This window comes from Actinospineispora spinosispora DSM 44797, from assembly GCF_000429025.1.
In the GTDB taxonomy this organism is placed as follows: Bacteria; Actinomycetota; Actinomycetes; order Mycobacteriales; family Pseudonocardiaceae; genus Pseudonocardia; species Pseudonocardia spinosispora.
In genome coordinates, this window is sequence record NZ_AUBB01000039.1 from 45419 (window position 1) to 70582 (window position 25164).

Here is a 25164-nt window from a genome sequence, read left to right on the forward strand (position 1 = left end):
TGGTTTCGGTTCGGAGGAGAACACCCGATGGACAACGCCGTCAGAGTGACCGCAGCCAAGGACGGGCTGCGTGCCCAGCGGATCGAGACGCCGTCCTGGGCCTACGCGAACTCGGGGACGAGGTTCAAGGTGTTCGCCCAGGCCGGCGTACCCCGCAATCCCCGGGAGAAGATCGCGGACGCCGCCGTCGTGCACCGGCTGACCGGCGTCGCCCCGACGGTCGCGCTGCACATCCCGTGGGACCGGGTCGATGACTACCGCGAGCTGGCCGCGTACGCCAAGGACCAGGGCGTGTCGCTCGGCGTGATCAACTCGAACGTGTTCCAGGACGACGACTACAAGCTCGGTTCGGTGACCAACCCGGATCCCGGGGTGCGCCGCAAGGCCATCGACCACCTGCTGGCCTGCGTGGACATCATGGACGCGACGGGCTCACGCGACCTGAAGCTGTGGTTCTCCGACGGCACCAACTACCCCGGCCAGGACTCGATCCGCGCCAGGCAGGACCGGCTGGCGGAGGCACTGCGCGAGGTCTACGACCGGCTCGGCGACGACCAGCGCATGCTGCTCGAGTACAAGCTGTTCGAGCCGGCGTTCTACACGACCGACGTGCCCGACTGGGGGACCTCCTACGCCCACTGCATCGAACTCGGGCCGAAGGCGACGGTGTGCATCGACACCGGCCATCACGCGCCGGGGACCAACATCGAGTTCATCGTCGCGTTCCTGCTGCGGGCGGGCAAGCTCGGCGCGTTCGACTTCAACTCACGCTTCTACGCCGACGACGACCTGATGGTCGGGGCGGCCGATCCGTTCCAGCTGTTCCGGATCATGCACGAGATCGTCTCCGCCGACGCCTTGCGGCAGGACGCGGGCATCGCGTTCATGCTCGATCAGTGTCACAACATCGAAGCCAAGATCCCGGCGATCATCCGGTCGGTGCTGAACGTCCAGGAGGCCACCGCGAAGGCTCTGCTGGTGGACACCGACGCACTGGCCGCCGCTCAGCGTTCCGGCGACGTCCTGGGTGCCAACGCGGTGTTGATGGACGCGTTCTCCAGCGATGTCCGCCCGTTGCTCGCAGAGCTCCGGACCGAGATGGGGCTGGACCCCGATCCGGTGGCCGCCTATCACCGTGAGGGCTATGCGGAGAAGATCATCGCCGAGCGCGTGGGTGGCGACCAGGCGGGATGGGGTGCCTGAGCCGATGACGTCCGTTGCGGAGCCGACGGCGCTCACCCGGGTCACACCTCGCCGTACCAGGGTCGGGCTGGTCTCGGGCGGTCTCGGCGCGTACTGGCCGCAGTTCCCGGACCTGCTGCCGACGCTGCAACGGTCCGCGACGCGGGTCGCGGACCGGCTGCGGGCCCTGGGCGACGTCGAGGTGGTGGACGTCGGGTTCATCTCCGACGAACGCGAGGGCGCAGAGGCGGCGGAACGGTTGCGCCTCGCCGGCTGCGACCTGATCGTCGGGTTCCTGACCACGTACCTGACATCCTCGATGCTCGTCCCGATCGCCCAGCGCGCCGACGCACCGGTGCTGTTGATCAACCTGCAGCCGACCGAGTCGATGGACCACGCGACCTTCGACACCGGGGCGTGGCTCGCCTACTGCGGCGCATGCCCGCTTCCGGAGATGGCCAACGCGTTCACCAGGGCCGGTGTGGCCTTCCGGTCGGTGTCCGGCCATCTCGCGGACGAGCGTGCGTGGCGACGGATCGCCCGCTGGGTCTCGGCCGCGGGCGTGCGAGGTGGTCTGCGGAACGCGCGGCACGGGCTGATGGGCCACCTGTATCCCGGAATGCTCGACGTCGCCACCGATCTGACCTCGGTGCCCACGCAGCTCGGTGGACACGTCGAGGTACTGGAGCTCGACGACCTGCGGGTCCGGGTGGAACAGGTGAGCGACGCCGAGGTCACCGAACGGATGGCCGTTGCGCGCGGGGTGTTCACCGTGGACGACTCGGTCGAGCACGACGACTTCGAGTGGGGAGCGAAGGTGTCGGTGGGTCTCGACCGGCTGGTGGAGGACTTCGCGCTGGACAGTCTCGCCTACTACCACCGAGGGCTGAACGGCGAGCAGCACGAGCGGCTCGGCGCCGGGATGATCCTGGGCGCTTCACTCCTCACCGCGCGGGGTGTGCCCGCGGCGGGGGAGTACGAGCTGCGCAACTCGATCGCCATGCTGGTCATGGACCGGCTGGGCGCCGGAGGGTCCTTCACCGAGCTGCAGGCGTTGAACTTCGTCGATGGTGTCGTCGAGATGGGCCATGACGGCCCTGCTCACCTGGCGATCAGCTCAGGGCGGCCGCTGCTGCGCGGGCTCGGCGTCTATCACGGCAAGCGCGGGTGGGGTGTGTCCGTCGAGTTCGACGTCCGTCCCGGCCCGGTCACCACGTTCGGCCTCGGTCAACGCCCGGACGGTCGGTTCGTGATGGTCGTGGCCGAAGGTGAGGTCGTTCCGGGCCCGCTCCTGCGTATCGGCAACACGACGTCGCGGGTCGACTTCGGCGTCGACCCCGGCGAGTGGACCGATGCGTGGAGCGCCTCCGGGGTCAACCACCACTGGGCGCTGGGAACGGGCCACCGCGCGGAGGAGCTTCGTGCGGTGGCCGAGCTCCTGGATGTCGAATTCGCCGAGGTGCGCCTCGGGCGATGAGCGATGTCAGCAGAAGGTGTGCCGTTCCGCGGTACGCATGCCCGTGAGCTGGGCTGATAAACGATGTCTATCAGCCCATAAGCGTCACTGGGATTGACCCGGACAGCGCGAATAGCGGAGTATGCAGTATGCAATCTGGTCATCTCGACCCTGCGACGATGCAGAGGATTCGAGCGATCGCGGCCGCTCACGCCGACCAGCGCGGGCCGCTGCTACCGATCCTGCATGCACTACAGGCCGAATTCGGATACATCGACCCGGCAGCGGAACCGCTGCTGGCCGACGTACTCAACATCTCGACCGCGGAAGTGCACGGTGTCATCACATTCTACCGTGATTTTCGCCACGAGCCACCGGGACGTACTACCGTCCGGATCTGTCGTGCCGAAGCGTGCCAGGCGGTCGGCGCCGATCGGGTCGTCGCGCACGCCGAAGCGAGTCTCGGTGCGAAGCTCGGCGGCACGACGGACGACGGTTCGGTGACCCTGGACGAGGTGTTCTGCCTCGGCAACTGTGCGCTCGGTCCGGCGGTCACGGTGGACGACCGGTTGTACGGGCGGGTCAGCCCTGCCCGGTTCGATGCACTGCTGGGAGATCTGCGATGACGGTGTACGTGCCCCGCGACTCGGCCGCCCGCTCGGTGGGCGCCGACGAGGTGGCCGAGCGGATCGCCGCGATCGCCCCCGACGTCGAGCTGGTCCGGACCGGTTCACGCGGCATGCTGTGGCTGGAACCGATGGTGGAGGTCGACACACCCGCTGGCAGGGTCGGTTACGGACCGGTGCTGCCGGAGGACGTGGACGGTCTGATCGCCGCCGGGATGCTGGACGGTGCCGGGCACGAACTGAACCTCGGTCCGGTCGCAGAGCTCCCCTGGATGCGCGCCCAGCAGCGCCTGACGTTCGCCCGCGTCGGCGTGGTGGATCCGCGATCGGCGTCGGACTACGAGGAGCACGGCGGTCTGGCCGGTCTTCGGCGGGCTCTCGACATGGCACCGGCCGATGTCGTCGAGGAGGTGACGGACTCCGGTCTACGCGGCAGGGGTGGCGCCGGGTTCCCGACCGGCATCAAGTGGAAGACCGTGCTGGGCGCGGACTCGCCGCTGAAGTTCGTCTGCTGCAACGCCGACGAGGGCGACAGCGGGACGTTCGCCGACCGCATGCTCATGGAGGGCGACCCGTTCACCCTGATCGAAGGCATGACGATCACCGCGCACGCGGTCGGGGCCACCGAGGGCTACATCTACGTCCGGTCCGAGTACCCCGATGCGGTGGCCGCGTTGCGTGCCGCGATCGACTCGGCGTACGAGCGGGGCTGGCTGGGCGAGCGAATCCTCGGCAGCGAGCTGCGGTTCGACCTGTACATCAGGGTCGGGGCCGGGGCCTACATCTGCGGCGAGGAAACCTCGATGCTGGAGAGCCTCGAGGGCAAGCGGGGAACGGCACGACCGAAGCCGCCGATCCCCGCGCTGGAGGGGCTGTTCGGCAGGCCGACCGTCGTGAACAACGTGCTGACGCTCGCCTCGGTCCCGGCGATCCTCGCCGACGGCGCGCAGGCGTTCGCCGACCTCGGCGTGGGCCGCTCGCGCGGCACACAGGTGTTCCAGATCGGCGGCAACGTGGCGCGCGGCGGGGTCGTCGAGACGGCGTTCGGCGTGACGCTCGGTGAGCTGGTGGGCACCTTCGGCGGCGGGACGGCCTCCGGGCGTCCGGTGCGTGCCGTGCAGGTCGGCGGCCCGCTGGGCGCGTACCTGCCGGTCGAGAAGTTCGACCTGCCGATGGACTACGAGGCGTTCGCCGCCTCGGGCGCCATGGTCGGGCACGGTGGGATCGTCGTGTTCGACGACACCGTGGACATGTCGAAGATGGCACGGTTCGCCATGGAGTTCTGCGCCGAGGAGTCGTGTGGCCGGTGCACCCCGTGCCGGGTCGGCGCGGTGCGCGGCGTGGAGACGATCGACCGCATCCGGGCGGGCGAGGACCGCAAGGCGAACCTGGTCCTGCTGGATGACCTGTGTGACCTGATGACCGACGGCTCGCTGTGTGCCATGGGTGGCCTGACGCCCATGCCGGTGCGCAGCGCGGTCAAGCATTTCGCCGAGGACTTCGGAGTCGATCCGAGGTCCGATCTGGAGGGCGCATCGTGAGCTTGTTGAAGGAACCCGACTTCGGAACACCGGCCAGGGCCGGGGAAGCCACCGTCGAGCTGACCATCGACGGCATGCCGGTGTCGGTCCCTCCTGGCACCTCGGTGATGCGCGCCGCGAAGCACGCCGGAGTGGACATCCCGAAGCTGTGCGCCACCGACAGCCTGGAGGCGTTCGGCTCGTGTCGGCTGTGTGTCGTGCAGATCGACGGTGCGCGCGGCACCCCGGCGTCCTGCACCACCCCCGTGTCGGACGGCATGGTCGTCCACACCCAGAACGAGAAGCTGGGCAAGCTGCGCCGCGGTGTCATGGAGCTCTACATCTCCGACCACCCGCTGGACTGCCTGACCTGCTCGGCAAACGGGGACTGCGAGCTGCAGGACATGGCGGGCGTCACGGGCCTTCGTGAGGTGCGGTACGGCTCCGGGGTCGACGCCGGTGCCAACCACCTGGACGCCCCGAAGGACACCTCGAACCCGTACTTCGACTTCGACGCGTCGAAGTGCATCGTCTGTTCGCGCTGCGTGCGCGCCTGCGACGAGGTGCAGGGGACGCTGGCGCTGACGATCGACGGCCGAGGCTTCGACTCGAAGGTCGCCGCGGGCGCAGGCGGGACGTTCATGGAGTCGGACTGCGTGTCCTGCGGTGCCTGCGTGCAGGCCTGCCCGACCGCGACGCTGCAGGAGAAGACGGTCGTCGAGCTGGGCATGCCGACCCGCAGCGTCATCACGACGTGCGCGTACTGCGGCGTCGGTTGCTCGTTCAAGGCCGAGCTGCGCGGCGACGAGCTGGTCCGGATGGTGCCGTACAAGGACGGTGGCGCGAACGAGGGCCACTCCTGTGTGAAGGGCCGGTTCGCGTTCGGCTACGCCTCGCATCCCGACCGCGTGCTCGCACCGATGGTGCGTGACTCGATCGCCGACGAGTGGCGCACGGTGACCTGGGAGGAGGCGATCACCTTCACCGGGCGTCGCCTGCGTGAGATCCAGAACGAGCACGGCGCCGGCTCGATCGGCGCGATCACCTCGTCCCGCTGCACCGACGAGGAGGTGTACGTCGTCCAGAAGATGGTCCGGGCGGCGTTCGGCAACAACAACGTCGACACCTGCGCCCGCGTCTGCCACTCGCCGACCGGCTACGGCCTCGGCCAGACGTTCGGCACGTCGGCGGGGACACAGGACTTCAAGTCGGTCGCCAAGGCCGACGTCATCGTCGTGATCGGTGCCAACCCGACCGACGGGCACCCGGTGTTCGCCTCGCGGATGAAGCGACGGTTGCGCGAGGGCGCGAAGCTGATCGTGATCGACCCCAGGCGTATCGACCTGGTGCGCACCCCGCACATCGAGGCGGCCTACCACCTGTCCCTCGCCCCCGGCAGCAACGTGGCGATGCTCAACGCGATGGCACACGTCATCGTCACCGAGGGACTGGTCGACCGCGAGTTCCTCGACGAACGCTGCGAGGACGTCTCGGAGTGGGAGGCGTTCATCTCCGGCCCCGAGCACAGCCCCGAGGCAGTGGAGTCGATCACCGGGGTACCGGCCGCCGACGTGCGCGGCGCGGCCCGCATGTACGCGACCGGCGGCAACGGCGCGATCTACTACGGACTGGGAGTCACCGAGCACAGCCAGGGCTCGACGGCGGTCATGGGCATGGCGAACCTGGCGATGGCGACCGGCAACATCGGCCGTGACGGCGTCGGCATCAACCCGCTGCGCGGCCAGAACAACGTGCAGGGCTCGTGCGACATGGGCTCGTTCCCGCACGAGCTGCCCGGCTACCGCCACGTGGCCGGCGACGAGGTGCGCGACATCTACGAGAAGCTGTGGGGCACGCCCATCCTCAGCGAACCGGGACTGCGCATCCCGAACATGTTCGACGCGGCTGTCGAGGGATCGTTCAGGGCGTTGTTCGTGCAGGGCGAGGACATCGCCCAGTCCGACCCGAACACCCGGCACGTGCACGCGGCGCTGGCCGCGCTCGACCTGCTCGTCGTGCAGGACCTGTTCGTCAACGAGACGGCGAAGTTCGCGCACGTCCTGCTCCCGGGAACGTCGTTCCTGGAGAAGGACGGGACCTTCATCAACGCCGAGCGGCGCATCAACCGGGTGCGTCCGATCATGGCGCCGCGCACCGGCAAACAGGAGTGGGAGATCGTCTGCGAGATCGCGCAGGCGATGGGCTACCCGATGCACTACGACAACAGCGCGCAGATCATGGACGAGATCGCGCTGACCACACCCACGTTCGCCGGGGTGTCCTTCGAGATGCTGGACAAGGTCGGCAGCGTGCAGTGGCCGTGCAACGACGCCGCGCCGGAGGGCACGCCGATCATGCACATGAGCGGCTTCGTCCGGGGCAAGGGCCGGCTGGTGCAGACCACCTACGTGCCGACGAAGGAGCGCAGCACCCGCAAGTACCCGTTGATCCTGACGACCGGGCGCATTCTGTCCCAGTACAACGTGGGCGCTCAGACCCGCCGGACGGCGAACGTGGCCTGGCACCCGGAGGACCTGCTGGAGATTCATCCGCACGACGCGGAGGTACGCGGCATCAACGACGGTGACATGGTGTCGCTGTCCAGCAGGGTCGGCAGTACGACCCTGCGAGCGCGGATCGCCGATCGCATGCCGGTCGGGGTCTGCTACACGACGTTCCACCACCCGGTGACCGGCGCGAACGTGGTGACCACCGACAACTCCGACTGGGCGACGAATTGTCCGGAGTACAAGGTGACGGCCGTGCAGGTCTCGTTGCTCGCCCAACCGGTGCACCGTGAGGAACACGAGGCGTCGGTACCGGTCCCGGTGGCGGGTACCTGACGTGATCCGGCATTCCACGGTGGAACCGGTGGTCCGGCTGGCCGGCGAGATCGCCGTACAGTTCGCGCACCGGCCGGTAGAGGAGTCCGCCCCGCTGATCGCGGAACACATCCGCAAGTTCTGGGATCCGAGGATGCGGGCCGCGCTGCATGCGGCCGTCGATCGCGGTGACGAGCTGGATCCGGCAGCGGTCGCCGCGGTCGCGCTGCTGGAGCGGCCCGGCTGAGATGTCTCGAACCGTACTCAGGCATGATCCTGGGGTGCGGAGCGTGAGCGGATCGGTGCCTGCCACCGGTCGCCCGGCGCCGGTGGGTTGGGACGAGGCGCGCGAGGCAGCGCATCGAGCGGCCACTCCGCTACGTGCGCGGCAGGTCCCGGTGGCCGCCGCGCTGGGGTCCGCGCTCGCGGAACCGCTGCACGCTCTGGTGGGCATCCCGGTCGCGGATCGCGCCGCGATGGACGGCTACGCGGTCAACGGTGCGCCACCGTGGACCGTGGTCGCGTCGGTCCGCGCGGGAGACGGCGTGCCCGAGCCGCTGCGGCCGGGGACCGCCTGCGAGATCGCCACGGGCGCCCCGGTCCCGGCCGCGACGCACGCGGTGCTGCCCTACGAGCACTCGCAGCGGGTCGGTGCCCTGCTCAGCGGCGACGTGGAACCCGGCCGCCACATCAGGCGTGCCGGCGAACAATGCGTTGCGGGTGAAGTGGTGCTGGCGGAGGGCTCCGTGCTCGGGCCGGCGGCTCTCGGGCTGGCGTCCGCGCTCGGTCACGACACCGTGCTGGTCCGGACCGCTCCGATCGTGCACGCGCTGGTCACCGGCGATGAGCTGCTCGAGCGTGGGGTTCCGACCGCGGCCCGGGTGCGGGATGCGATCGGCCCGATGCTTCCCGGCCTGACCGGGTGGGCGGGCGGACGGTTCGACGGCATCACGAGGCTGGGCGACTCACATGAGCTGCTCGCCTCGGCGCTGGAGACCATCGACGCGGACGTCGTGCTCGTGTCCGGCTCGTCGTCCCGTGGTCCGGCCGATCACCTCAGGGCGGTGCTGGAGGAGCTGGGGGCGGAGCTCGTCGTCGACGGTGTGCGCTGCCGGCCGGGGCATCCGCAGGCTCTCGCGCGCCTGCCCGGTGGCAGGCTGCTGGTCGGGCTGCCGGGCAACCCTCTGGCTGCCTACGTCGCGTTCCTGACCCTGGCGCTCCCGGCGATCACCGCGCTGCTCGGACTGCCGTTGCCCGAGCTGGAGCCCGGGCCGGCGTTGAGCGGTCACGAGTCGGGACACGGCAGCGCGACGCGGCTGCTGCCGGTCCGCGTCAGGGGCGGTGAGCTGACCGAGGTGCCGCATTCAGGCAGCGCGATGCTGCGCGGTGTGGCGACTGCTGACGCGCTGGCAGTCATCGCGCCGACCGGAGGTGTGCGCCTCCACCCGTTGCCCGGCGCGTCGACCGGGCCGGGCAGCTGATCCGGGTCGCCTGGATGCCGCGGTACCGGCGGCCGGGTGGCCGCCGGTACCGCGATCGAGATGTCAGCTCCGGTACCGGAACAGGATTCGGCCCCGGTTCAGGTCGTACGGGCTGAGCCCGACGAGCACCCGGTCGAGCAGCACGATCTTGATGTAGTTCTTCCGGATCTTCCCGCTGATGTGTGCGAGTACCTTGTGCCCGTTCTCGAGCTCCACCCTGAACAGGGCGTTGGGTAGGCACTCGACGACGGTGCCCTCGACCTCGATGGCTCCCGCTGTCTTCGTCATGCGCCACACCCCATTTCCACGGCGGTGCTCACGTGCCGTGCGCCGATGCCCTCGAACAGTGCCCGTGCCGCCGTGTTGCGTTCGTCGAGCTCGGCCGACGCCGTCTCGAACCCGCCGTGATGCAGCGTGCCCAACGCTTCGGCCAGCATCGCCCGTGCGATACCTCGCCGATGTAGCTCCTCGCGGACCACGACCAACCCGATCCGTGCGTGTCTACGTCGCGACACCACCCGGACCAGCCCCACGTACCGATCTCCGGCCTCGGCTACCACGTACCGCGATGGGTCCAAGGGGGCTCCGGCCGGCCGAGCCGGTACCTCGACCGGCATCGTGTCCCACCCGACGCGGGCGTCGACCTCGGCACGCACCGCCGCGTAGACCTCGCGCAGCCCGGGCTCCCGCGCCGCGCCGAGGCCTACGACCGTCACACCGGTCGGCACCCGCCCGGTATCGAGGCCGGTGACCGCGGGGTCGGTGGCGAAGTGGTACTCGCGTTCCCGGCGCCGGATTGTGAGCCCTGCCCGCGCCCACCGGGCTGTCAGGTCATGGTCGGACTCGTCGACCATCGTGTACAGCGGCTTTGGCAGATCGTTCAGCATCGTGGCGGCTAGCTGATCGAAGACCGTGCCGTGCCACGTGTCGATGCTGAGGAAGACCCGACCGTCTGGCCTGCGAGATGCCTCGCCCTGACCGATCGTGCGGTTGTCCTCGACGGCTTGCCAGTGCAGTTCGTCGACCCGGCTGATCACCGCCCGCGTACCGCTTCTCGCGGGCGTGTTCGTGCTGAAATGCACAGAGTTCATAGGTTTGCCTCTCAGGAGTGCCTGGTGGGAGGCGCTCCTGGCGACACCTACGTCAATCGCCCGATCGTGACAGAGAGGGGAGCACCCACGTGTGTACTACGAACATGGGTCTCACCTCCAACGGCCGAGTCGCGATCGCCTGCACCGTATCAGCGTGATCCCCTGACCCGCCACTGATTTCCATCCGGCCGGCGAGCTGTGTGCCGACCTGCTCCTATCTTCGGAGGATGGTCTCCAGGTCAATGATCGGTGGTGGTTTTCGGCGGGGCATCTGTGTCGAGTCGAGCCATTTCGGTGGGATTATGGATGGATATCCATTGACCATGTTGATGGTCCATCCGGATTCGTGGATCATCCGGTGGTGCTGCCAGCAGAACATCGCCAGATTGTCGATATCGGTCCTACCGCCGTGCGCCCATGGGGTGAGGTGATGGATTTCGCAGTGGTGTGGCGGTTGGTCGCATCCCGGGTGGGCGCAACCGCCGTCGCGGGCGGTGATCGCTGCGCGCTGGGCCGGGGTCGCGGTCCGTTTCTCCCGGCCCACATCCAGGATCTGGCTCTCGCCGCCTAGAACGACCGGGAGAATCTTCGCGTCACACAACAGCATGCGGGTCTGCGCGGCCGAGAGCTGCCCGCCGTACTCCAGAACCACACCACGATGCTGCTCACGTAGTTCCTTCTCAGTGAGGATCACCGTCACGTGCGGGCGTTCCCCACCACGCTGCGGCAGACACCCCTCATCCAGAGCATGCACACACAGCTGAGCCAAAGCATCACCCTGACGCTCGGCCAGTGACTTGTTCTCGTCCTTCTCCGACAACAACCGAGCGTCGAGCGCCCTGCGAAACACCTCGAACGACAACGCATCGAGGCGGCCCTTGAAGAAACCACCGCCGTGCTGGTGACGAGCGAACGACAGGTCGTTGACCAGCCCGTCCACCCCCGAATCATCATCACCGGGCCGGGCGCCGTCATGGTCGAGACCGTTGACCAGCCGCCGCGCCTCCACCGCAAGCTGCGCCGGCGTATACGTCTGCGCCCACTCCGCGAGGATCGATTCAGCGCCACCCCAGATACCAGGGTCGAGGCGACGCGCGGCGCTGGACCTCAACGCGATGTCGATCACAAGGCCGTGTGCTTGGTCGATGACATGCGAGTCCAAGGCCGCCGCGGTCGCGGACAGGCGAGCGGCGACAGGCTGACCGGTCAAGGTGACGGTCGGGAACGCGTGACGCGCCAACCGCACCAACCGATGCGCCTCCGACGGCCTCACCCCCAACAAATCCGCCACCGCCGACTTCGCCCGCACCCCACGCTCGACGAACCCACCCTCAGAATCCAGGCGAGAAATAGACCGCAACACATCCTGTTTCGACTGCCGCTGCAACCGATCATGAAACTGAATCGACTCAATCAACGCCTGATCCGACAAAACCTTTTCCGCATCACGAAGCCGAGCCATCACCGAGACAGCTTCCGCGCGCAACTCACGCACCAAGACTTCGGACATGAACCTATTATCTCAGATAACACCGACAATTCCCAACGAAAAAGAAGGCCTGTACGAAAAGAAACAAGCCCCCAGTCCCCGCAACCCCCAGCATCCGCACACCACCCCCATCCCCGCGATCCTGGCCCGCACTTAGCGCGGCCGGGCGCTGTCAATCCTGAAACCTCGACCCCCGAACTCCGTGCAACCACGAACGACCGTCGAGGCGCGAAGCGGGATTGACAGCGCCCGGCCGCGCTAAGACACTCAACGGCCAGCGGGGATGAACCCCAAACGAAGCCAGCGAAGGATGACCCGTCAGGCCCGCGCCAGTGCCTGCTGCACCGAATGGTTCAATGCGGTGGGGACGTCCGTGTCCGTCACCGCCTCCAGCAACGCACTGGCAGCGATGGGCGGCGGCTCGTGATCGGAGATCAACAGTCCGACCGTCGGATGAGGGCTGGGCTCGGTCAACGGGACGGCGCTGGTCCCGGCGGGCAGGCCGAAGGCGTGCAGCCAGGTGTGCGCGATGATCGCCGACCAGCGACGGGTCGCGACGTGGGCGTAGATCGCGTCCACCGTGTCGGTCTCCAGTACCGGGTCCATCTGCGCTCCGCCGGCCGCGGCGACGGCGGCGTCGAGGATGCGCCGGTTCTGCATGTTCGTGCCGAGCGCGCACATCGGCTGGCTCGCCGCCTCTGCCCAGGTGACGCTGTCCCGAGCACCGAACTCACCGTCCGAGGGGGTGAGCAGCAGGTACCGCTCCTGGTACAGCCCGACCGATCGTGTGCCGGTGGGGGAGGCGGGGCTGAGGTACGTGAGGCCCGCGTCGAGCTCGAAGTCGGCCAGCTTGCGCACGATCTCCCTCGAGGACAGTACCTCGATGCGCACCGTGGCAAGCGGGTGCTTGTCGGAGAACGGCGTGGTCAGCAGCGCTGTGACCGGTACGGCAGTGGGGATCGCTCCGATCCGGAGGGTGGCCACGAGGCCCTGACGCATTCGGCTCAGGTCCTCGCGCAGCCCGTCCCGCTCGGCGAGGATGCGGTGTGCCCAGCCCACGACCCGCTGGCCTTCCGGGGTGAACCCGGAGAACCGCTGCCCGCGCTGGACGATCGTCACGCCCAGCTGGACCTCGAGCTTGCGGATGGCCGTGGACAGGGCGGGCTGGCTCGCGTGGCACGCGGTCGCGGCGCGGGCGAAGTGCTGTTCGCGGGCCAGCGCGACCAGGTACTCCAGCTGACGGATCTGGATGTCTCCGGCCATGCCCGTGTTACTCCTCCCGGCGCTGACCTGCCCGAACGCCAGTGGATGAGCAGCGTCGCCGACGGGAAGACTACCCGTCGGCGACGCTGTCGGCCCAGGAGCGATCAGGCCTGACCGGTGGAGGGGAGCTGTGCGGTGTGGCTGTTCGCCTGCTCCGATCGTCCGGGGTCGGGTGCGACGTCGCCGCGTCCCGGTTGTTTCAGGAAGGCCGCGATGATCGCCGACAGCACCGCGATGCTGCCCGCGATGATGTAGGCGCCGGTGTAGCCCACCGAGGTCACCACGCTCGACGCGGCACCGAACCCGACGATGCCGCTGACCAGTTTCGCGCTGTACACGAGCCCGTAGTTCGACGCGTTGTTGTTCTCCCCGAAATAGTCCGGGGTCAGCGCGGCGAACATCGGGAAGAACGCTCCGCCGCCGAAGCCGGCGACGAACGCGAAGAGGATGAACAGCACCTCGTTGTGCATGTTCCCGCTCCACAGCAGACCGAACTGTGCGACGGCCTCGACCAGCAGGACGAGAATGAGTGCCTGCTTACGGCCGATCTGGTCGGACAACCATCCGACCGCTCCTCTACCGAGGCCGTTCACCAGGGAGAGGATGCCCGCCGACGAGGCCGCGACGAACGGCCCGAATCCCAACGACTTGGCGAACGGGACCTGGTAGCCGATGCCGAACAGCGAGACACCGCCGATGATCGCCAGCGAGAACCACATCAGCGGGAGCTGACCGGTCTTGACCGCCTCCATGGGGCCGTACTGGCGGACCGCCGGCGGGTTCTTGCGGAGGCTGCGGGTCGACTTCGTCTTCGACGACCACGCCAGCGGGTCGACCTCTTCCGGCCACCAGTTCTTCGGCGGGTCCTTGAAGAGGAATCCACAGATCCCGACGATCAGGAACATGTAGATGCCGATCAAGGTGAGGATCAGCGAGAAGTTCTCCTCGTTGAAGACGTAGCTGAAGATGAAGATGAACGGGAGCGCGCCATAGGCGAATCCGCCGTTGACGAAACCGGTCTTTCCGCCTCGTTTCTCCGGATACCACTTGCCGACCATGTTGATGCAGGTGGCGTAGACGAGACCGGAGCCGACGCCACCGAAGAACGAGTAGCAGAGAATGTTGAGCCAGAGGCTGCTGGTGGCGCCGAGCGTGAAGAACGCAAGGAACACCATGACGGCGCCGGACAGCATCGCCGCTTTCGCTGAGACGACGCCCTTCTCTCTCAGTCGCCCTGCTGGGAAGGCGACGGCGGCCTGGAACACCGTCCAGATCGCGACCAGCCAGAACGTCTGGGACAGTGACCAGCCGTGCTTGTCCTCCAGCGCCTGCTCGGCCGCGCCGTAGCCGTACTCGAAAACGCTGACGCCCATCATGGCCGCCCAGGGCAGCCACATCATGGAGCTGCGCCCGCGCCCCAGGATTTGTTGTGGTGACTCGCCGATGCGGTAGAGGCGGCCGTTGGAATCGGTGATCTCCCGGTAGGGAAGGTCGGTTGCGGTCATGTCGTCTCCTTTGACGAAACCCCTGGTTTGAGGTGACCTAGCTCCGAATGTTTACGGGTGGTTCAGACGTTCTGGGTGATTCAGAGCAGACCCGCCCCCCGAGCCCACTGGTACTTGGCGCCGAGCACGGCGACCGGTTTCTCCGTGGTGTACGGGTAGGCCACCACGCCGTGCCGGTAGAGGTATTCGCTGGCCTCCTCGACCTCGGTGTCGCCGGCGAGCGAGGCGACGATCGGCTTGTTGATTCCCTTGGCCCGTGCCTCGGCCGCGACGCGTGCGGTGAGCTCGGCGAAGACCATCGGCGGTGTGACGATCGTGTGCCAGTAGCCGAGGATCAGGGCGTGGATTCGAGGGTCCTCCAGGCCGAGCCGGATGGTCGCCTCGTAGGTCGACGGTGGTTCGCCGCCGGTGATGTCGATCGGATTGCCCGCGGCGCCGAACGGGGGGATGAACGCGCGGAACGCCTCGTCCAGGTCGGGCGGGATGTCCATCAGCGTCAGACCGTTCGCCACGCACGCGTCGGAGAGCAGCACCCCGGACCCGCCGGCCCCGGTGATGATCACGACGTTGTCGCCCCGCGGCGTCGGCAGCACCGGCAGGCCCCTGGCGTACTCCAGCATGTCGCTGAGCCCTGGCGCCCGCACGACGCCGGACTGGCGCAGGATGTCGTCGTAGACCTTGTCGTCACCGGCGAGCGCACCGGTGTGCGAGCTTGCGGCGCGGGCTCCCATCGCGGTGCGACCTGCTTTCAGTACCACCACCGGTTTCTTCGGGGTGATCCGCCGAGCGGCGTCGACGAATGCACGGCCATCCTTCAGGTCTTCCAGATGCATGGCCACGCAAGTGGTTTCGTCGTCCTGCTCGAAGAAGGTCAGCAGGTCGTCCTCGTCGATGTCGGACTTGTTGCCCAGGCCGACGATCGCCGAGACACCCATCTTCGTGGTGCGGCTGAACCCGAGGATGGCCATCCCGATGCCACCGCTCTGCGAGGTGAGCGCGACACCACCCTTGACGTCGTAGGGGGTGCAGAACGTCGCGCACAGGTTCTTCGGCGTGTAGTAGTAGCCGTAGATGTTCGGCCCGAGCAGTCGCACGCCGTACTCGCGGGCGATCGCCACGACCTCGTCCTGCAGCTCCTGGTTGCCGGTCTCGGCGAAACCGGACGGGATGAGCACGGCCGCGGCGACGCCCTTCTCGCCGACCTCGCGCAGGGCACCCCCGACGAACTTGGCCGGTACCGCGAAGACCGCGACGTCGACGTCACCCGGAACGTCGGCGATGCTGCGGTAGGCCTTCTTGTCGAGGATCTCGTCGGCCTTCGGGTTGATCGGGTAGATCGCCCCCGCATAGCCGCCGTTGATGAGGTTCTTCATCACCGAGTTACCGATCTTGCCGGCCTCGGCCGACGCCCCGATGACCGCGATCGCCTCCGGCCGCATGAGCCGGTTCATCGTCGCCAGAATCTCTTCTGGCGTGTGCTGCACCCGCTCGGGCTGGTCCTCGGTCTCGAGCAGCACCCGCACGTCGGCGGCCGATGCCCCGTCGGGACGGGCGAAGACCGGGTTGAGGTCGAGCTCCCGGATCGACGGGAAGTCGGTCACCAGGTCCGACAGCCTGCGGATGATGTCGGCGAGTGCGTCCGCGTCCACCGCTTCGGCGCCGCGTACCCCGCGCAGGATCTCGGCGGCGTCGATGTCGTCGAGCATCGACCGAGCTGTCGCGGTGTCGACCGGAGCCAGCCGGAAGGTCACGTCGCGCAGCACCTCGACGAGCACACCGCCGAGGCCGAAGACCACCACCTTGCCGAACGTCGGGTCGGTGGTGGCGCCGATGATCACTTCCTGGCCGCCGACGAGCATCTCCTGTACCTGGATGCCGTCGATGGCCGCCGAGCTGTCGTAGGCGCTCGCCGAGTCCAGAATCTCCTGGTAGGCGAGCCGCACCTCGGCCTCGCCATGAATCCCGACCCGGACCCCGCCTGCCTCGGTCTTGTGCAGGATGTCCGGCGACACGATCTTCATCACCACTGGGCCCGCCATGCTCGATGCGAGCTCGACCGCCTGGTCGGCGCTGGTCGCCAGGCCTTCACCGGGCGTCGGTATGCCGTAGGCCTGACACAGGGCCCTGCCCTCCGGCGCGGTCAGTGCGTCCCGGTTCTCGGCGCTGACCTTGCCCAACAGCTCGCGTACGGCGTCCTTGTCGTACCGGGTGCTCTCGCCGTTGATCGACATGGCTAGATGACCCCGTTCTTCTGCAGCTCGGCGAAGCGCTCAGGAGCGAGACCCAGCTCCTGGACGAAGATCTCCTCGTTGTGCTGGCCGAGCAGCGGCGAGGTCTCGACCTTCACCGGCGAGTCGGACAGCTTGATCGGGCAGCCGACGGTCGTGAACGCACCGCGCTCCGGGTGGTCCACCGTGACGATCATGTTGTTGTCGACCAGCGAGGCGTCCTCGATGAGCTCCTCGGTGGACAGGATCGGGCCGCACGGCACGTTCTTGGCGTTGAGCATGGCCAGCACGTCCCATTTGTCGTGGTGGACGCTCCACTCCTCGATGAGCTGGAACATCTTGTCCAGCTTGTCCAGGCGTGCCTCCGGGGTGCTCCACTCCGGGTCCTCGGCCAGTTCGGGCCGCCCGATCAGTTCGCTGATCGGCGCCCAGCCCGGCGGCTGAACGATCACGTAGATGTAGTCGTTCGGTCCGCCCGGCTTGCACTTGACCGCCCAGCCCGGCTGGCCGCCACCCGATGCGTTGCCCGAGCGCGGCACCTCGGTGCCGAACTGGTCGTTCGGGTACTCGCGCAGCGGGCCGTGGGCGAGCCGCTGCTGGTCGCGCAGCTTCACCCGGCACAGGTTCAGCACGGCGTGCTGCATCGCCACGGTGACCCGCTGGCCACGCCCGGTGGCACCGCGCTGCAGCAGCGCCGCGAGGATGCCGGTGACGGCGTGGATGCCGGTGCCCGAGTCACCGATCTGAGCGCCGGTGGCCACCGGCGGGCCGTCCTCGAAACCGGTGGTGCTCATCGAGCCACCCATTGCCTGCGCGACGACCTCGTACGCCTTGTAGTGCGTGTACGGGCCCTCACCGAATCCCTTGATGGAGGCGTACACCAGGCGCGGGTTGAGCTCCTGCAGCAGATCCCAGGTGAAGCCCATGCGATCCACCGCGCCGGGCCCGAAGTTCTCGACGAGAACGTCGGATTCGCGCACGAGCGTGGTGAACAGTTCCTTACCCTCGTCACTCTTCATGTTGAGGGTGATGCTGCGTTTGTTGCAGTTCAGCATCGTGAAATAGAGGCTGTCGACGTTCGGAACGTCGCGCAGCTGTTTACGGGTGATATCGCCGCTCAGTGCCTCGAGCTTGACCACGTCGGCGCCCAGCCAGGCGAGAATCTGCGTAGCGGACGGACCCGACTGGACATGGGTCATGTCCAGGACGCGTATACCTTCCAGTGCCTTACTCATTCTTACTCCCGAATCAGTTCAGAATGGTGGTCACTTGTACATGGTTTGGTTCATGGTTCCCGGCGCGTAGACCTCGGGGTCGACCCAGACGTTGATCAGCGACGGCTTGCCGGATTCCCTGGCGCGCTGCAGCGCGGGCGCGATGTCGGAGGGGTCGCGGACCTCTTCGCCGTAGCCGCCGAGCATCTGGGCGAACTTGTCGTAGTGGACGTGGCCGAGGGTGTTGCCGACCCGGCCCCGGCTCTCGCCGTACTTGTTGATCTGGCCGTAGCGAATCTGGTTCATCGAGGAGTTGTTGCCGACGATCCCGACGAACGGCAGGTTGAACCGCACCATCGTCTCGAAGTCCCAGCCGGTGAGGCTGAACGCGCCGTCGCCGAACAGGCAGACGACCTCCTTGTCGGGGCGGGCGTGCTTGGCGGCCATGGCGAACGGGATGCCGACGCCGAGCGTGCCGAGCGGGCCCGGGTCCATCCAGTGCCCGGGCGACTTGGGCTGCACGACCTGTCCGGAGAAGGTGACGATGTCGCCGCCGTCACCGATGTACACCGAGTCCTCGGTGAGGAACTCGTTGATCTCGTGGACCAGCCGGTACGGGTCGATGGGGGAGGCGTCGGAGTGCTGGCGGGGCAGCCGCTTCTCGTAGGCGGCGGTCTCCACGGCACGCAGTTCGGCGATCCAGGACCTCCGGTCGAGCGACCGCGCGCCGCGGCTCGTGGAGGCCTGGGTGACCGCGGCCAGCACCGCGCCGGCGTCTCCGACGATGCCCAGGTCGATGTCCCGGTTCTTGCCGACGGTCCGGTAGTCGAGGTCGATCTGAACCACCTTCGCGGTGGGGGAGAGCCTGCGCCCGTAGCCCATCCGGAAGTCGAACGGCGTACCCACGATGATGATGAGGTCGGCCTCGTTGAACGCGTGGCGGCGGGCGAGCTGGAAGTGCATCGGGTCGGTCGGCGCGAGTGTGCCCCGGCCCGCCCCGTTCATGAAGGCCGGCACGTTGAGGGTGTGGACGAACTCGGTCGCCGCGTCGGTGGCCCGGCAGGTCCACACCTGGTTGCCCAGCAGGACGGCCGGCTTCTCCGCGTGCGCGAGGAGGTCCGCGAGCCTCTCGATGGCGGCGGGGTCGCCTGCGGAGCGGGTGGACGCGCGGTACCGGCCGGACTCCGGCAGCCGGGCCTGCTCCAGCGGGACTCGCGCGTCGAGCACGTCGCGCGGAATCTCCAGGAAGGACGGCCCGGGAGCACCGTTGTAGCACTCGCGGAACGCCATCGACACCATGTCCGCCGCGCGGGCGGTGCTGGGGACGGTGGCGGCGAACTTGGTGATCGGGGACATCATGTCGACGTGCGGCAGGTCCTGTAGCGAGCCCATCTTGTGCTGGGTGAGCGCGCCCTGGCCGCCGATCAGCAGCATCGGGCTCTCCGCCCGCAGCGCGTTGGCGACACCGGTCACCGCGTCACTGGTGCCGGGCCCGGCGGTGACGACCGCGCAGCCGGGGCGCCCGGTGATGCGTGCGTACCCGTCCGCGGCGTGCGCGGCGACCTGCTCGTGCCGGACGTCGATGACCTCGATGCCCTCGTCGACGCATCCGTCGTAGATGTCGATGATGTGCCCACCGCACAGCGTGAAGATCGTGTCCACGCCCTCGGCCTTGAGTGCCTTGGCGACCAGGTGGCCGCCCGAGATCGTTTCCGCGGGAGCCGAGCTGTCCTTCGCTCTGTCAGCCGCCCCGTTCTGGGTAGCGCTTCCGGGGATCGTCTGCGTCATCTGAGCATCTCCTCGTCACTAGCAACCCGACCGGGCGTCCATACTGCATACCGTATGGAGACTTGGTACTCCTCGTGTCGCCGCTTGTCTAGACCCGTTCCCAGGAGAACTCGGGCTTGACCTGGTTGTCGCATACTGCATACTGAATCCCAACGACGATGGGAGTTCGCCGTGCGGGTTGCTGTGCTGGGAGCGGGCGCGATCGGCGCCTATGTCGGGGCGAGTCTGTGCCGGGCCGGGGCCGAGGTACACCTCGTCGCTCGTGGTCCGCACCTCGCGGCGCTACGCGAACACGGGGTACGGGTATGCAGCCCACGGGGTGATTTCGTGGCCCATCCGTTCGCGACGGACGACCCCGCCGACATCGGGCCGGTCGACCACGTGTTCCTCGGGCTCAAGGCGCATGCCTACGCCGACTCGGGCCCGCTGGTGGAGCCGTTGCTGGGTTCGGAGACCACGGTGATCGCCGCTCAGAACGGCATCCCGTGGTGGTACTTCCACGGACTGAAGGGCCCCTACGAGGGCCGACGTGTCGAGAGTGTCGACCCCGGTGGCGCGGTGAGTGCCGTTCTGTCGCCGGAGCGGGCGATCGGCTGTGTCGTCTACGCGGCGACCGAGATCGAGTCACCCGGCGTGATCCGACACCTGGAGGGCACCCGGTTCTCCATCGGCGAGCCGGACGGCAGCATCTCCACGCGATGCACGGAGTTCGCCGAGGCGATGATCGCCGGCGGTCTGAAGTGTCCGGTGGAGGCTCGGCTGCGCGACGACATCTGGCTCAAGCTGATGGGGAACATCGCGTTCAACCCGATCAGTGCGCTCACCCGGTCGACGATGGCCGGGATCTGTCGTCACGACGGCACGCGCGAGCTGGTGCGGTCGATGATGGAGGAGACGCTGCGGGTGGCCCGGCTGCTCGGCGCTGAGCCGCAGGTGTCGATCGATCGACGTCTGGCCGGTGCGGAACGGACCGGCGAGCACAAGACCTCGACACTGCAGGACCTCGAGCGCGGCAAGCCGATGGAGCTGGACGTCCTGCTCACGGCGGTGGTGGAGCTGGCCGACCTGGTCGGCGCCGACGTGCCCAGCATCCGGGCGATCGCCGCCGTGAGCGACCTGCTCAACCAGCAGCTGAGCCTGTAGTCGGCCCCAGCTCGCACAGTCGCCTCGCTCGACGAGGTCGAGCTCTGTGCAGTGTGCTGGCCGGATCCGTGCGGTCTGTGCGAGCTGGTTTCCGGTCGTCAGTGCCCGCCCGCGGCGGCTGACCGGTCGGCCGGTGAGTTGGCGGGCGGTGGGCGCATGAACACCGCCAGCAGCACGCAGGCCGCCGTGGCGGCCGCGATCACCAGGAAGATGTTGGCGTAGGACACCGCTAGGACCTGGCCCGACAGATACCGGTACTCGCCGTACAGCCTGCCGAACAGGTCGGGTGAGACCGGTCCGGTCTGGCCGTCGCTCGGCATGAGCGCGCCGCGTGCGCTGAACAGCTGGGCCTGCTGGCTGACCGACAACGCGGACAGCGCGGCAAGGCCGAGGGCGCCTGCGGACTGCCGGGCGACGTTGTTCAGCGCGCTTCCCTCGCTGGTCTGTCGCCCCGGCAGGGCGGCGAGCCCGTACGTCATGATCGGCATGATCGACAGCCCGAGCCCCGCGCCGCGCACGCAGGTCCAGAGGATGACGTCGGCCCGGGTCATGTCGGCGGTGACCGACGCGAGCAGATAGGTGCCGAACCCGGAGATCAGCAGGCCGGAGACGGCAAGCCACCTCGGTCCGACCTTGTCGTAGAGCTTCCCGACGACCGGCATCAGCACACCCGACATGAGCGCCTGGGGCAGCAGGAGCAGCCCCGCGTCGAAGGCCTCCTTGCCCTGTCCCTGCTGGAGGAACACCGGGACGAAGAACGAGATGCCCAGCAGGTTCGCCTGCAGCACGGCGAGCATGACGAGTGACGAGCTGAACGGCCATATCTTGAACACCGTCAGGTCGAGCAGCGGCTGCTTCACCTCGAGCTCGACGACGACGAACAGTGCCAGGCACAGCACGCCGCCGACGATCAGCATGCGGATGCGGTACCCGTCCCACCCCCAGTCGCTGCCCTCGGACGCGGCGAGCAGGATCGCGAACAGCCCGACAGCGATGCACAGGAAGCCCGGGATGTCGAAGCGGCGTCCGGCCGACCCGGGAGTCTTGGGCAGGACGAAGTAGGCGGCGATCGCGCCGAGGATCCCGACCGGCACGTTGACGTAGAAGACCAGCCTCCAGTCGAGGTACTGCACGAAGTAGCCACCGAGCACCGGTCCGACGGCGGGCCCGAAGATGATGCCCACGCCGAACACACCCATCGCGGTACCGAGCTTCTCCCTCGGCACGATGCGGTAGACCAGCGTCATCGCCACGACCGGCATGATCCCGCCGGGAATGGCCTGGATCACCCGGAACACGATCAGCCAGGCCAGGTTGCCCGCGATTCCGCACAGTGCGGAACCGATCGCGAACCCGACGAGCGACAGCAGGTACACCCGGGTCAGGCCGAAGCGGTCGCCCAGCCAGCTGCTGACCGGGACCACGACGCCGAGCATCAGCGTGTACGCGGTGGCGATCCACAGCACGTCGTCGAGTGATCCACCGAAGTCCTTCTGGATGGCGGGCACCGCGACGTTGACGATGGTCACGTCGAGGACCGCCATGAAGTTGCCGATCACCAGCATGAGCACCGGCAGGAACCAGCGCACCTGGGTGGTGGAAGCCGGTGCGCGACTCGGCACCGGTGTCGTCGGCCGCGTGCCGGGCCGGTCCTCGACCGAGGCGACCGGCGGCGTCACCGGAGGACTCCCGTTGAGCTCATCACGCGTATAGCGTGAACGCTCAACAGGACTTTAGGTCAAGAGGAACCTCATGCCAGCTGAGAAGCTCTACTCGATCACCGCCGTCGCGGCGGCCTTCGGAGTGCCGGTCTCGACGTTGCGGTACTACGACGAGATCGGTCTGGTTCCCGCTTCGCAGCGCAGGTCGACCGTCCGGCACTACGACCGCGCCGCGCTGGAACAGCTCGCCTACGTGCAGCTCTGGCGGATCGACGGGATGCTGAGCATCGAGCACACCGCCGCCATCATCGCCAGCACGGACCACGAGCAGCGCAATGACCTGCTGCGACGTAGCCGCGAGGAGCTCGCGGAACGCATTCATGGACTGCAGCAGGCCCACGACATGCTTGACCACATGACGAAGTGCACCGAGGACGACCACGCGAGCTGCCCGGTGATCGGGACGTACCTGGACGAGCGGGTCGAGGTGGCTCTCGGTCATCTGGCGAGGAAGCAGCCGCCCGAGCGCGAGGCGGCGGCTCTCAGTTTGGGCCGCATCGTGGAGAACCTCCTCGGTCACCCCGTCCGGGAGTAGACCTGAGGGGTTTTCATGATCACCACGGTCTAGTGGCTGATTTTGGACCGAGAATCGGCCATGAGGCCGTGGTGATCATGATTCGGGAGGTGTCGGAGGATCTCGCGCATGAGGTCGGCGGTTTCGCTGGGTGTTTTGCCGACCTTGACTCCTGCTGCTTCGAGTGCTTCTTTCTTGGCTTGTGCGGTGCCCGCTGAGCCGGAGACGATGGCGCCGGCGTGGCCCATGGTCTTGCCTTCGGGGGCGGTGAACCCGGCGACGTAGCCGACGACGGGTTTGGTGACGTTGGCCTTGATGAAGTCCGCGGCGCGTTCTTCGGCGTCGCCGCCGATCTCACCGATCATCACGATGGCCTCGGTGTCGGGGTCGGCCTCGAACGCCTGCAGGGCGTCGATGTGGGTGGTCCCGATGACCGGGTCCCCGCCGATGCCGATCGCGGTGGAGAAACCGAAGTCCCGCAGCTCGTACATCATCTGGTAGGTCAACGTCCCGGACTTCGACACCAACCCGATCTTGCCCGCTCCGGCGATGTCGGCCGGGATGATCCCGGCGTTGGACTCACCGGGGGAGATGATGCCTGGACAGTTCGGGCCGATGATCCGGGTCTGGTTGCCCTTCGCGCACGCATGCGCCCAGAAATAGGCGCTGTCGTGCACCGGAATGCCCTCGGTGATCACCACGGCCAGGGGGATCTGGGCGTCGATGGCCTCGATGACCGCGTCCTTGGCGAACTTCGGCGGCACGAACACGACGCTGACGTCGGCTCCGGTTTCCTTCATGGCCTCTTCGACGGTACCGAACACCGTCAGGTCCTTACCGCCGATCGTGACGCTCTGCCCGGCCTTGCGGGCGTTGACCCCGCCGACGATGTTGGTGCCCGCGGCGAGCATCTTGGTGGTGTGTTTGGTGCCCTCACCACCGGTGATGCCCTGCACGATGACCTTGCTGCTGCTGTTCAAAAAAATCGACATGGTTCAGGCCCCCGCTGCCGCGAGCTCGGCGGCCTTGTCGGCCGCGTTGTCCATTGTGTCCACCTGGGTCACCAGCGGGTGGTTCGCCTCGTCCAGAATCCGCCGGCCCTCGAGCACGTTGTTGCCATCCAGACGCACCACCAACGGCTTCGTCGCACTGTCACCCAAAATCTTGAGCGCCTCCACGATGCCGGTCGCGACCGCGTCACACGCGGTGATCCCACCGAACACGTTCACGAACACCGACTTGACGTCCGGATCCCCCAGGATCACATCCAGCCCGTCGGCCATCACCTGCGCCGACGCGCCACCACCGATGTCCAGGAAGTTCGCCGGCTTCACATTCCCGTGCTTCTCCCCGGCGTAGGCCACCACATCCAGGGTGGACATGACCAGACCGGCACCGTTACCGATGATCCCGACCTGACCATCATCGAGCTTCACATAGTTCAAACCCTTGGCCTTGGCCTTCGCCTCCAAGGGGTTCTCGGTGCGCTCATCGACCAACGCGGCATGATCGGGGTGACGGAAATCGGCGTTCTCGTCCAGGGTGACCTTGCCGTCCAACGCGATCACATTATCCGCGGGATCGCGGACCAGCGGGTTGACCTCGACCAGCGTGGCGTCCTCACCGACGAAGGTCTCCCACAACTTCACGATCACCGACGCGGCCTTGTCCGCCACCTCGGCCGGATACTTCGCCGCCGCCACGATCTCATCAGCCTTGGCCTTGTCCACCCCGGCGATCGCATCGATCGGAACCCGAGCCAACGCCTCCGGCCGCTCCACCGCCAGCTGCTCGATCTCCATACCACCCTCAGCACTGGCCATCGCCAGGAAAGTACGGTTCGACCGATCCAACAAGAACGAGAAGTAATACTCCTCAGCGATATCCGAAGCCTCGGTCACCAACACCTGATGCACCGTGTGACCCTTGATATCCATACCCAGGATCGCCCCAGCCTTCTCCTGGGCCTCACCCGCATCCTTCGCCAGCTTCACACCACCGGCCTTACCCCGCCCACCAGTCTTCACCTGGGCCTTCACCACCACAGCCGTACCAATCTCGGACGCGGCAGCCGCCGCATCCTCGGCCGTGGTGACGGTGCGACCCGGCAGCACCGGGACG

The 25164-nt window shown here is 67.6% G+C and carries 20 protein-coding genes; 9 read left to right on the forward strand and 11 right to left on the reverse strand.

All coding sequences use genetic code 11. The features are described from left to right. Window positions 1-27 precede the first annotated feature (27 nt). The 7 genes from rhaI to G406_RS47880 all read left to right on the forward strand — a co-directional run bounded on the left by rhaI (window position 28) and on the right by G406_RS47880 (window position 9087). Complete coding sequence (gene rhaI, locus G406_RS0118520) at window positions 28-1203, forward strand: L-rhamnose isomerase (RefSeq protein WP_028934986.1); 1176 nt, start codon at window positions 28-30, stop codon at window positions 1201-1203. 4 nt (window positions 1204-1207) lie between these two features. Next, entirely contained in the window at window positions 1208-2659 is a 1452-nt protein-coding gene (locus tag G406_RS0118525; RefSeq protein ID WP_028934987.1) for an L-fucose/L-arabinose isomerase family protein, read from the forward strand. Window positions 2660-2817: 158 nt separating this feature from the next. Continuing rightward, window positions 2818-3264, forward strand: coding sequence for a formate dehydrogenase subunit gamma (locus tag G406_RS0118530; protein WP_245607153.1), 447 nt, complete (start codon window positions 2818-2820; stop codon window positions 3262-3264). Continuing rightward, the gene (locus G406_RS0118535; protein ID WP_028934989.1) at window positions 3261-4805 is read left to right on the forward strand and encodes a formate dehydrogenase beta subunit; all 1545 of its coding nucleotides are present in this window, start codon (window positions 3261-3263) and stop codon (window positions 4803-4805) included. The genes G406_RS0118530 and G406_RS0118535 overlap by 4 nt, the downstream gene beginning before the upstream one ends. Further along, window positions 4802-7627, forward strand: a complete 2826-nt coding sequence (gene fdhF / locus G406_RS0118540) for a formate dehydrogenase subunit alpha (protein WP_028934990.1) — start codon at window positions 4802-4804, stop codon at window positions 7625-7627. Before G406_RS0118535 ends, fdhF begins: the two co-directional genes overlap by 4 nt. Window position 7628: 1 nt before the next feature. Then, on the forward strand, window positions 7629-7853 hold the full coding sequence (locus tag G406_RS0118545; protein ID WP_245607154.1) for a formate dehydrogenase subunit delta: 225 nt from the start codon (window positions 7629-7631) through the stop codon (window positions 7851-7853). A 43-nt stretch (window positions 7854-7896) separates the two neighbouring features. Next, window positions 7897-9087 (forward strand): molybdopterin molybdotransferase MoeA, encoded by a 1191-nt coding sequence (locus tag G406_RS47880; RefSeq protein WP_211241195.1) that lies wholly within the window; start codon window positions 7897-7899, stop codon window positions 9085-9087. 63 nt (window positions 9088-9150) lie between these two features. On the opposite strand, the gene infA is transcribed toward G406_RS47880, so the two are convergent. The 8 genes from infA to G406_RS0118590 all read right to left on the reverse strand — a co-directional run bounded on the left by infA (window position 9151) and on the right by G406_RS0118590 (window position 19665). Continuing rightward, window positions 9151-9375 (reverse strand): translation initiation factor IF-1, encoded by a 225-nt coding sequence (infA, locus tag G406_RS0118555; protein WP_028934992.1) that lies wholly within the window; start codon window positions 9373-9375, stop codon window positions 9151-9153. Beyond that, window positions 9372-10178 (reverse strand): GNAT family N-acetyltransferase, encoded by an 807-nt coding sequence (locus G406_RS0118560; protein WP_028934993.1) that lies wholly within the window; start codon window positions 10176-10178, stop codon window positions 9372-9374. The genes infA and G406_RS0118560 overlap by 4 nt, the downstream gene beginning before the upstream one ends. Window positions 10179-10392: 214 nt before the next feature. Then, window positions 10393-11688 carry an HNH endonuclease signature motif containing protein gene (locus G406_RS47885; RefSeq protein WP_051342311.1) on the reverse strand — a complete coding sequence of 432 codons (1296 nt, stop codon included), beginning with the start codon at window positions 11686-11688 and terminating at the stop codon, window positions 10393-10395. 297 nt (window positions 11689-11985) lie between these two features. After that, on the reverse strand, window positions 11986-12930 hold the full coding sequence (locus tag G406_RS0118570) for a LysR family transcriptional regulator (RefSeq protein WP_028934994.1): 945 nt from the start codon (window positions 12928-12930) through the stop codon (window positions 11986-11988). 104 nt (window positions 12931-13034) lie between these two features. Next, window positions 13035-14435, reverse strand: coding sequence for an OFA family MFS transporter (locus tag G406_RS0118575; protein ID WP_028934995.1), 1401 nt, complete (start codon window positions 14433-14435; stop codon window positions 13035-13037). Between the two features lie 80 nt (window positions 14436-14515). Next, window positions 14516-16666: an acetate--CoA ligase family protein gene (locus G406_RS0118580; RefSeq protein WP_037077303.1), complete on the reverse strand. Its 2151-nt coding sequence runs from the start codon at window positions 16664-16666 to the stop codon at window positions 14516-14518. Window positions 16667-16668: 2 nt separating this feature from the next. After that, the gene (gene frc, locus G406_RS0118585; protein ID WP_028934997.1) at window positions 16669-17898 is read right to left on the reverse strand and encodes a formyl-CoA transferase; all 1230 of its coding nucleotides are present in this window, start codon (window positions 17896-17898) and stop codon (window positions 16669-16671) included. 30 nt (window positions 17899-17928) lie between these two features. Then, window positions 17929-19665, reverse strand: a complete 1737-nt coding sequence (locus G406_RS0118590) for a thiamine pyrophosphate-binding protein (RefSeq protein ID WP_084216167.1) — start codon at window positions 19663-19665, stop codon at window positions 17929-17931. Window positions 19666-19836: 171 nt separating this feature from the next. Here G406_RS0118590 and G406_RS0118595 point away from each other — a divergent pair, with 171 nt between their 5' ends. Further along, a complete protein-coding gene (locus G406_RS0118595) occupies window positions 19837-20808 on the forward strand; it encodes a 2-dehydropantoate 2-reductase (protein ID WP_028934999.1) in 972 nt (323 codons plus the stop codon). Between the two features lie 98 nt (window positions 20809-20906). Here G406_RS0118595 and G406_RS47890 read toward each other — a convergent pair whose 3' ends face one another. Continuing rightward, complete coding sequence (locus G406_RS47890; RefSeq protein WP_156934974.1) at window positions 20907-22487, reverse strand: MDR family MFS transporter; 1581 nt, start codon at window positions 22485-22487, stop codon at window positions 20907-20909. A 73-nt stretch (window positions 22488-22560) separates the two neighbouring features. On the opposite strand from G406_RS47890, the gene G406_RS47895 reads away from it, so the two are divergent. Next, window positions 22561-23064, forward strand: coding sequence for a MerR family transcriptional regulator (locus G406_RS47895; protein WP_064742967.1), 504 nt, complete (start codon window positions 22561-22563; stop codon window positions 23062-23064). 29 nt (window positions 23065-23093) lie between these two features. Here G406_RS47895 and sucD read toward each other — a convergent pair whose 3' ends face one another. Continuing rightward, a complete protein-coding gene (gene sucD / locus G406_RS47900; protein ID WP_051342312.1) occupies window positions 23094-24035 on the reverse strand; it encodes a succinate--CoA ligase subunit alpha in 942 nt (313 codons plus the stop codon). A 3-nt stretch (window positions 24036-24038) separates the two neighbouring features. Next, window positions 24039-25164: ADP-forming succinate--CoA ligase subunit beta (gene sucC, locus G406_RS0118615; protein WP_028935000.1), on the reverse strand; the 1126-nt coding region annotated here is incomplete at its 5' end.

Coding starts and splice junctions, on each gene's coding strand:
- G406_RS0118590 (WP_084216167.1), bottom strand. CDS start 19,665: ATGACGCAGACGATCCCCGGAAGCGCTACCCAGAACGGGGCGGCTGAC.
- G406_RS0118530 (WP_245607153.1), top strand. CDS start 2,818: ATGCAGAGGATTCGAGCGATCGCGGCCGCTCACGCCGACCAGCGCGGG.
- G406_RS0118580 (WP_037077303.1), bottom strand. CDS start 16,666: ATGTCGATCAACGGCGAGAGCACCCGGTACGACAAGGACGCCGTACGC.
- G406_RS0118535 (WP_028934989.1), top strand. CDS start 3,261: ATGACGGTGTACGTGCCCCGCGACTCGGCCGCCCGCTCGGTGGGCGCC.
- frc (WP_028934997.1), bottom strand. CDS start 17,898: ATGAGTAAGGCACTGGAAGGTATACGCGTCCTGGACATGACCCATGTC.
- G406_RS0118525 (WP_028934987.1), top strand. CDS start 1,208: ATGACGTCCGTTGCGGAGCCGACGGCGCTCACCCGGGTCACACCTCGC.
- sucD (WP_051342312.1), bottom strand. CDS start 24,035: ATGTCGATTTTTTTGAACAGCAGCAGCAAGGTCATCGTGCAGGGCATC.
- G406_RS47895 (WP_064742967.1), top strand. CDS start 22,561: ATGCCAGCTGAGAAGCTCTACTCGATCACCGCCGTCGCGGCGGCCTTC.
- G406_RS0118560 (WP_028934993.1), bottom strand. CDS start 10,178: ATGAACTCTGTGCATTTCAGCACGAACACGCCCGCGAGAAGCGGTACG.
- G406_RS0118570 (WP_028934994.1), bottom strand. CDS start 12,930: ATGGCCGGAGACATCCAGATCCGTCAGCTGGAGTACCTGGTCGCGCTG.
- G406_RS0118575 (WP_028934995.1), bottom strand. CDS start 14,435: ATGACCGCAACCGACCTTCCCTACCGGGAGATCACCGATTCCAACGGC.
- G406_RS47885 (WP_051342311.1), bottom strand. CDS start 11,688: ATGTCCGAAGTCTTGGTGCGTGAGTTGCGCGCGGAAGCTGTCTCGGTG.
- infA (WP_028934992.1), bottom strand. CDS start 9,375: ATGACGAAGACAGCGGGAGCCATCGAGGTCGAGGGCACCGTCGTCGAG.
- rhaI (WP_028934986.1), top strand. CDS start 28: ATGGACAACGCCGTCAGAGTGACCGCAGCCAAGGACGGGCTGCGTGCC.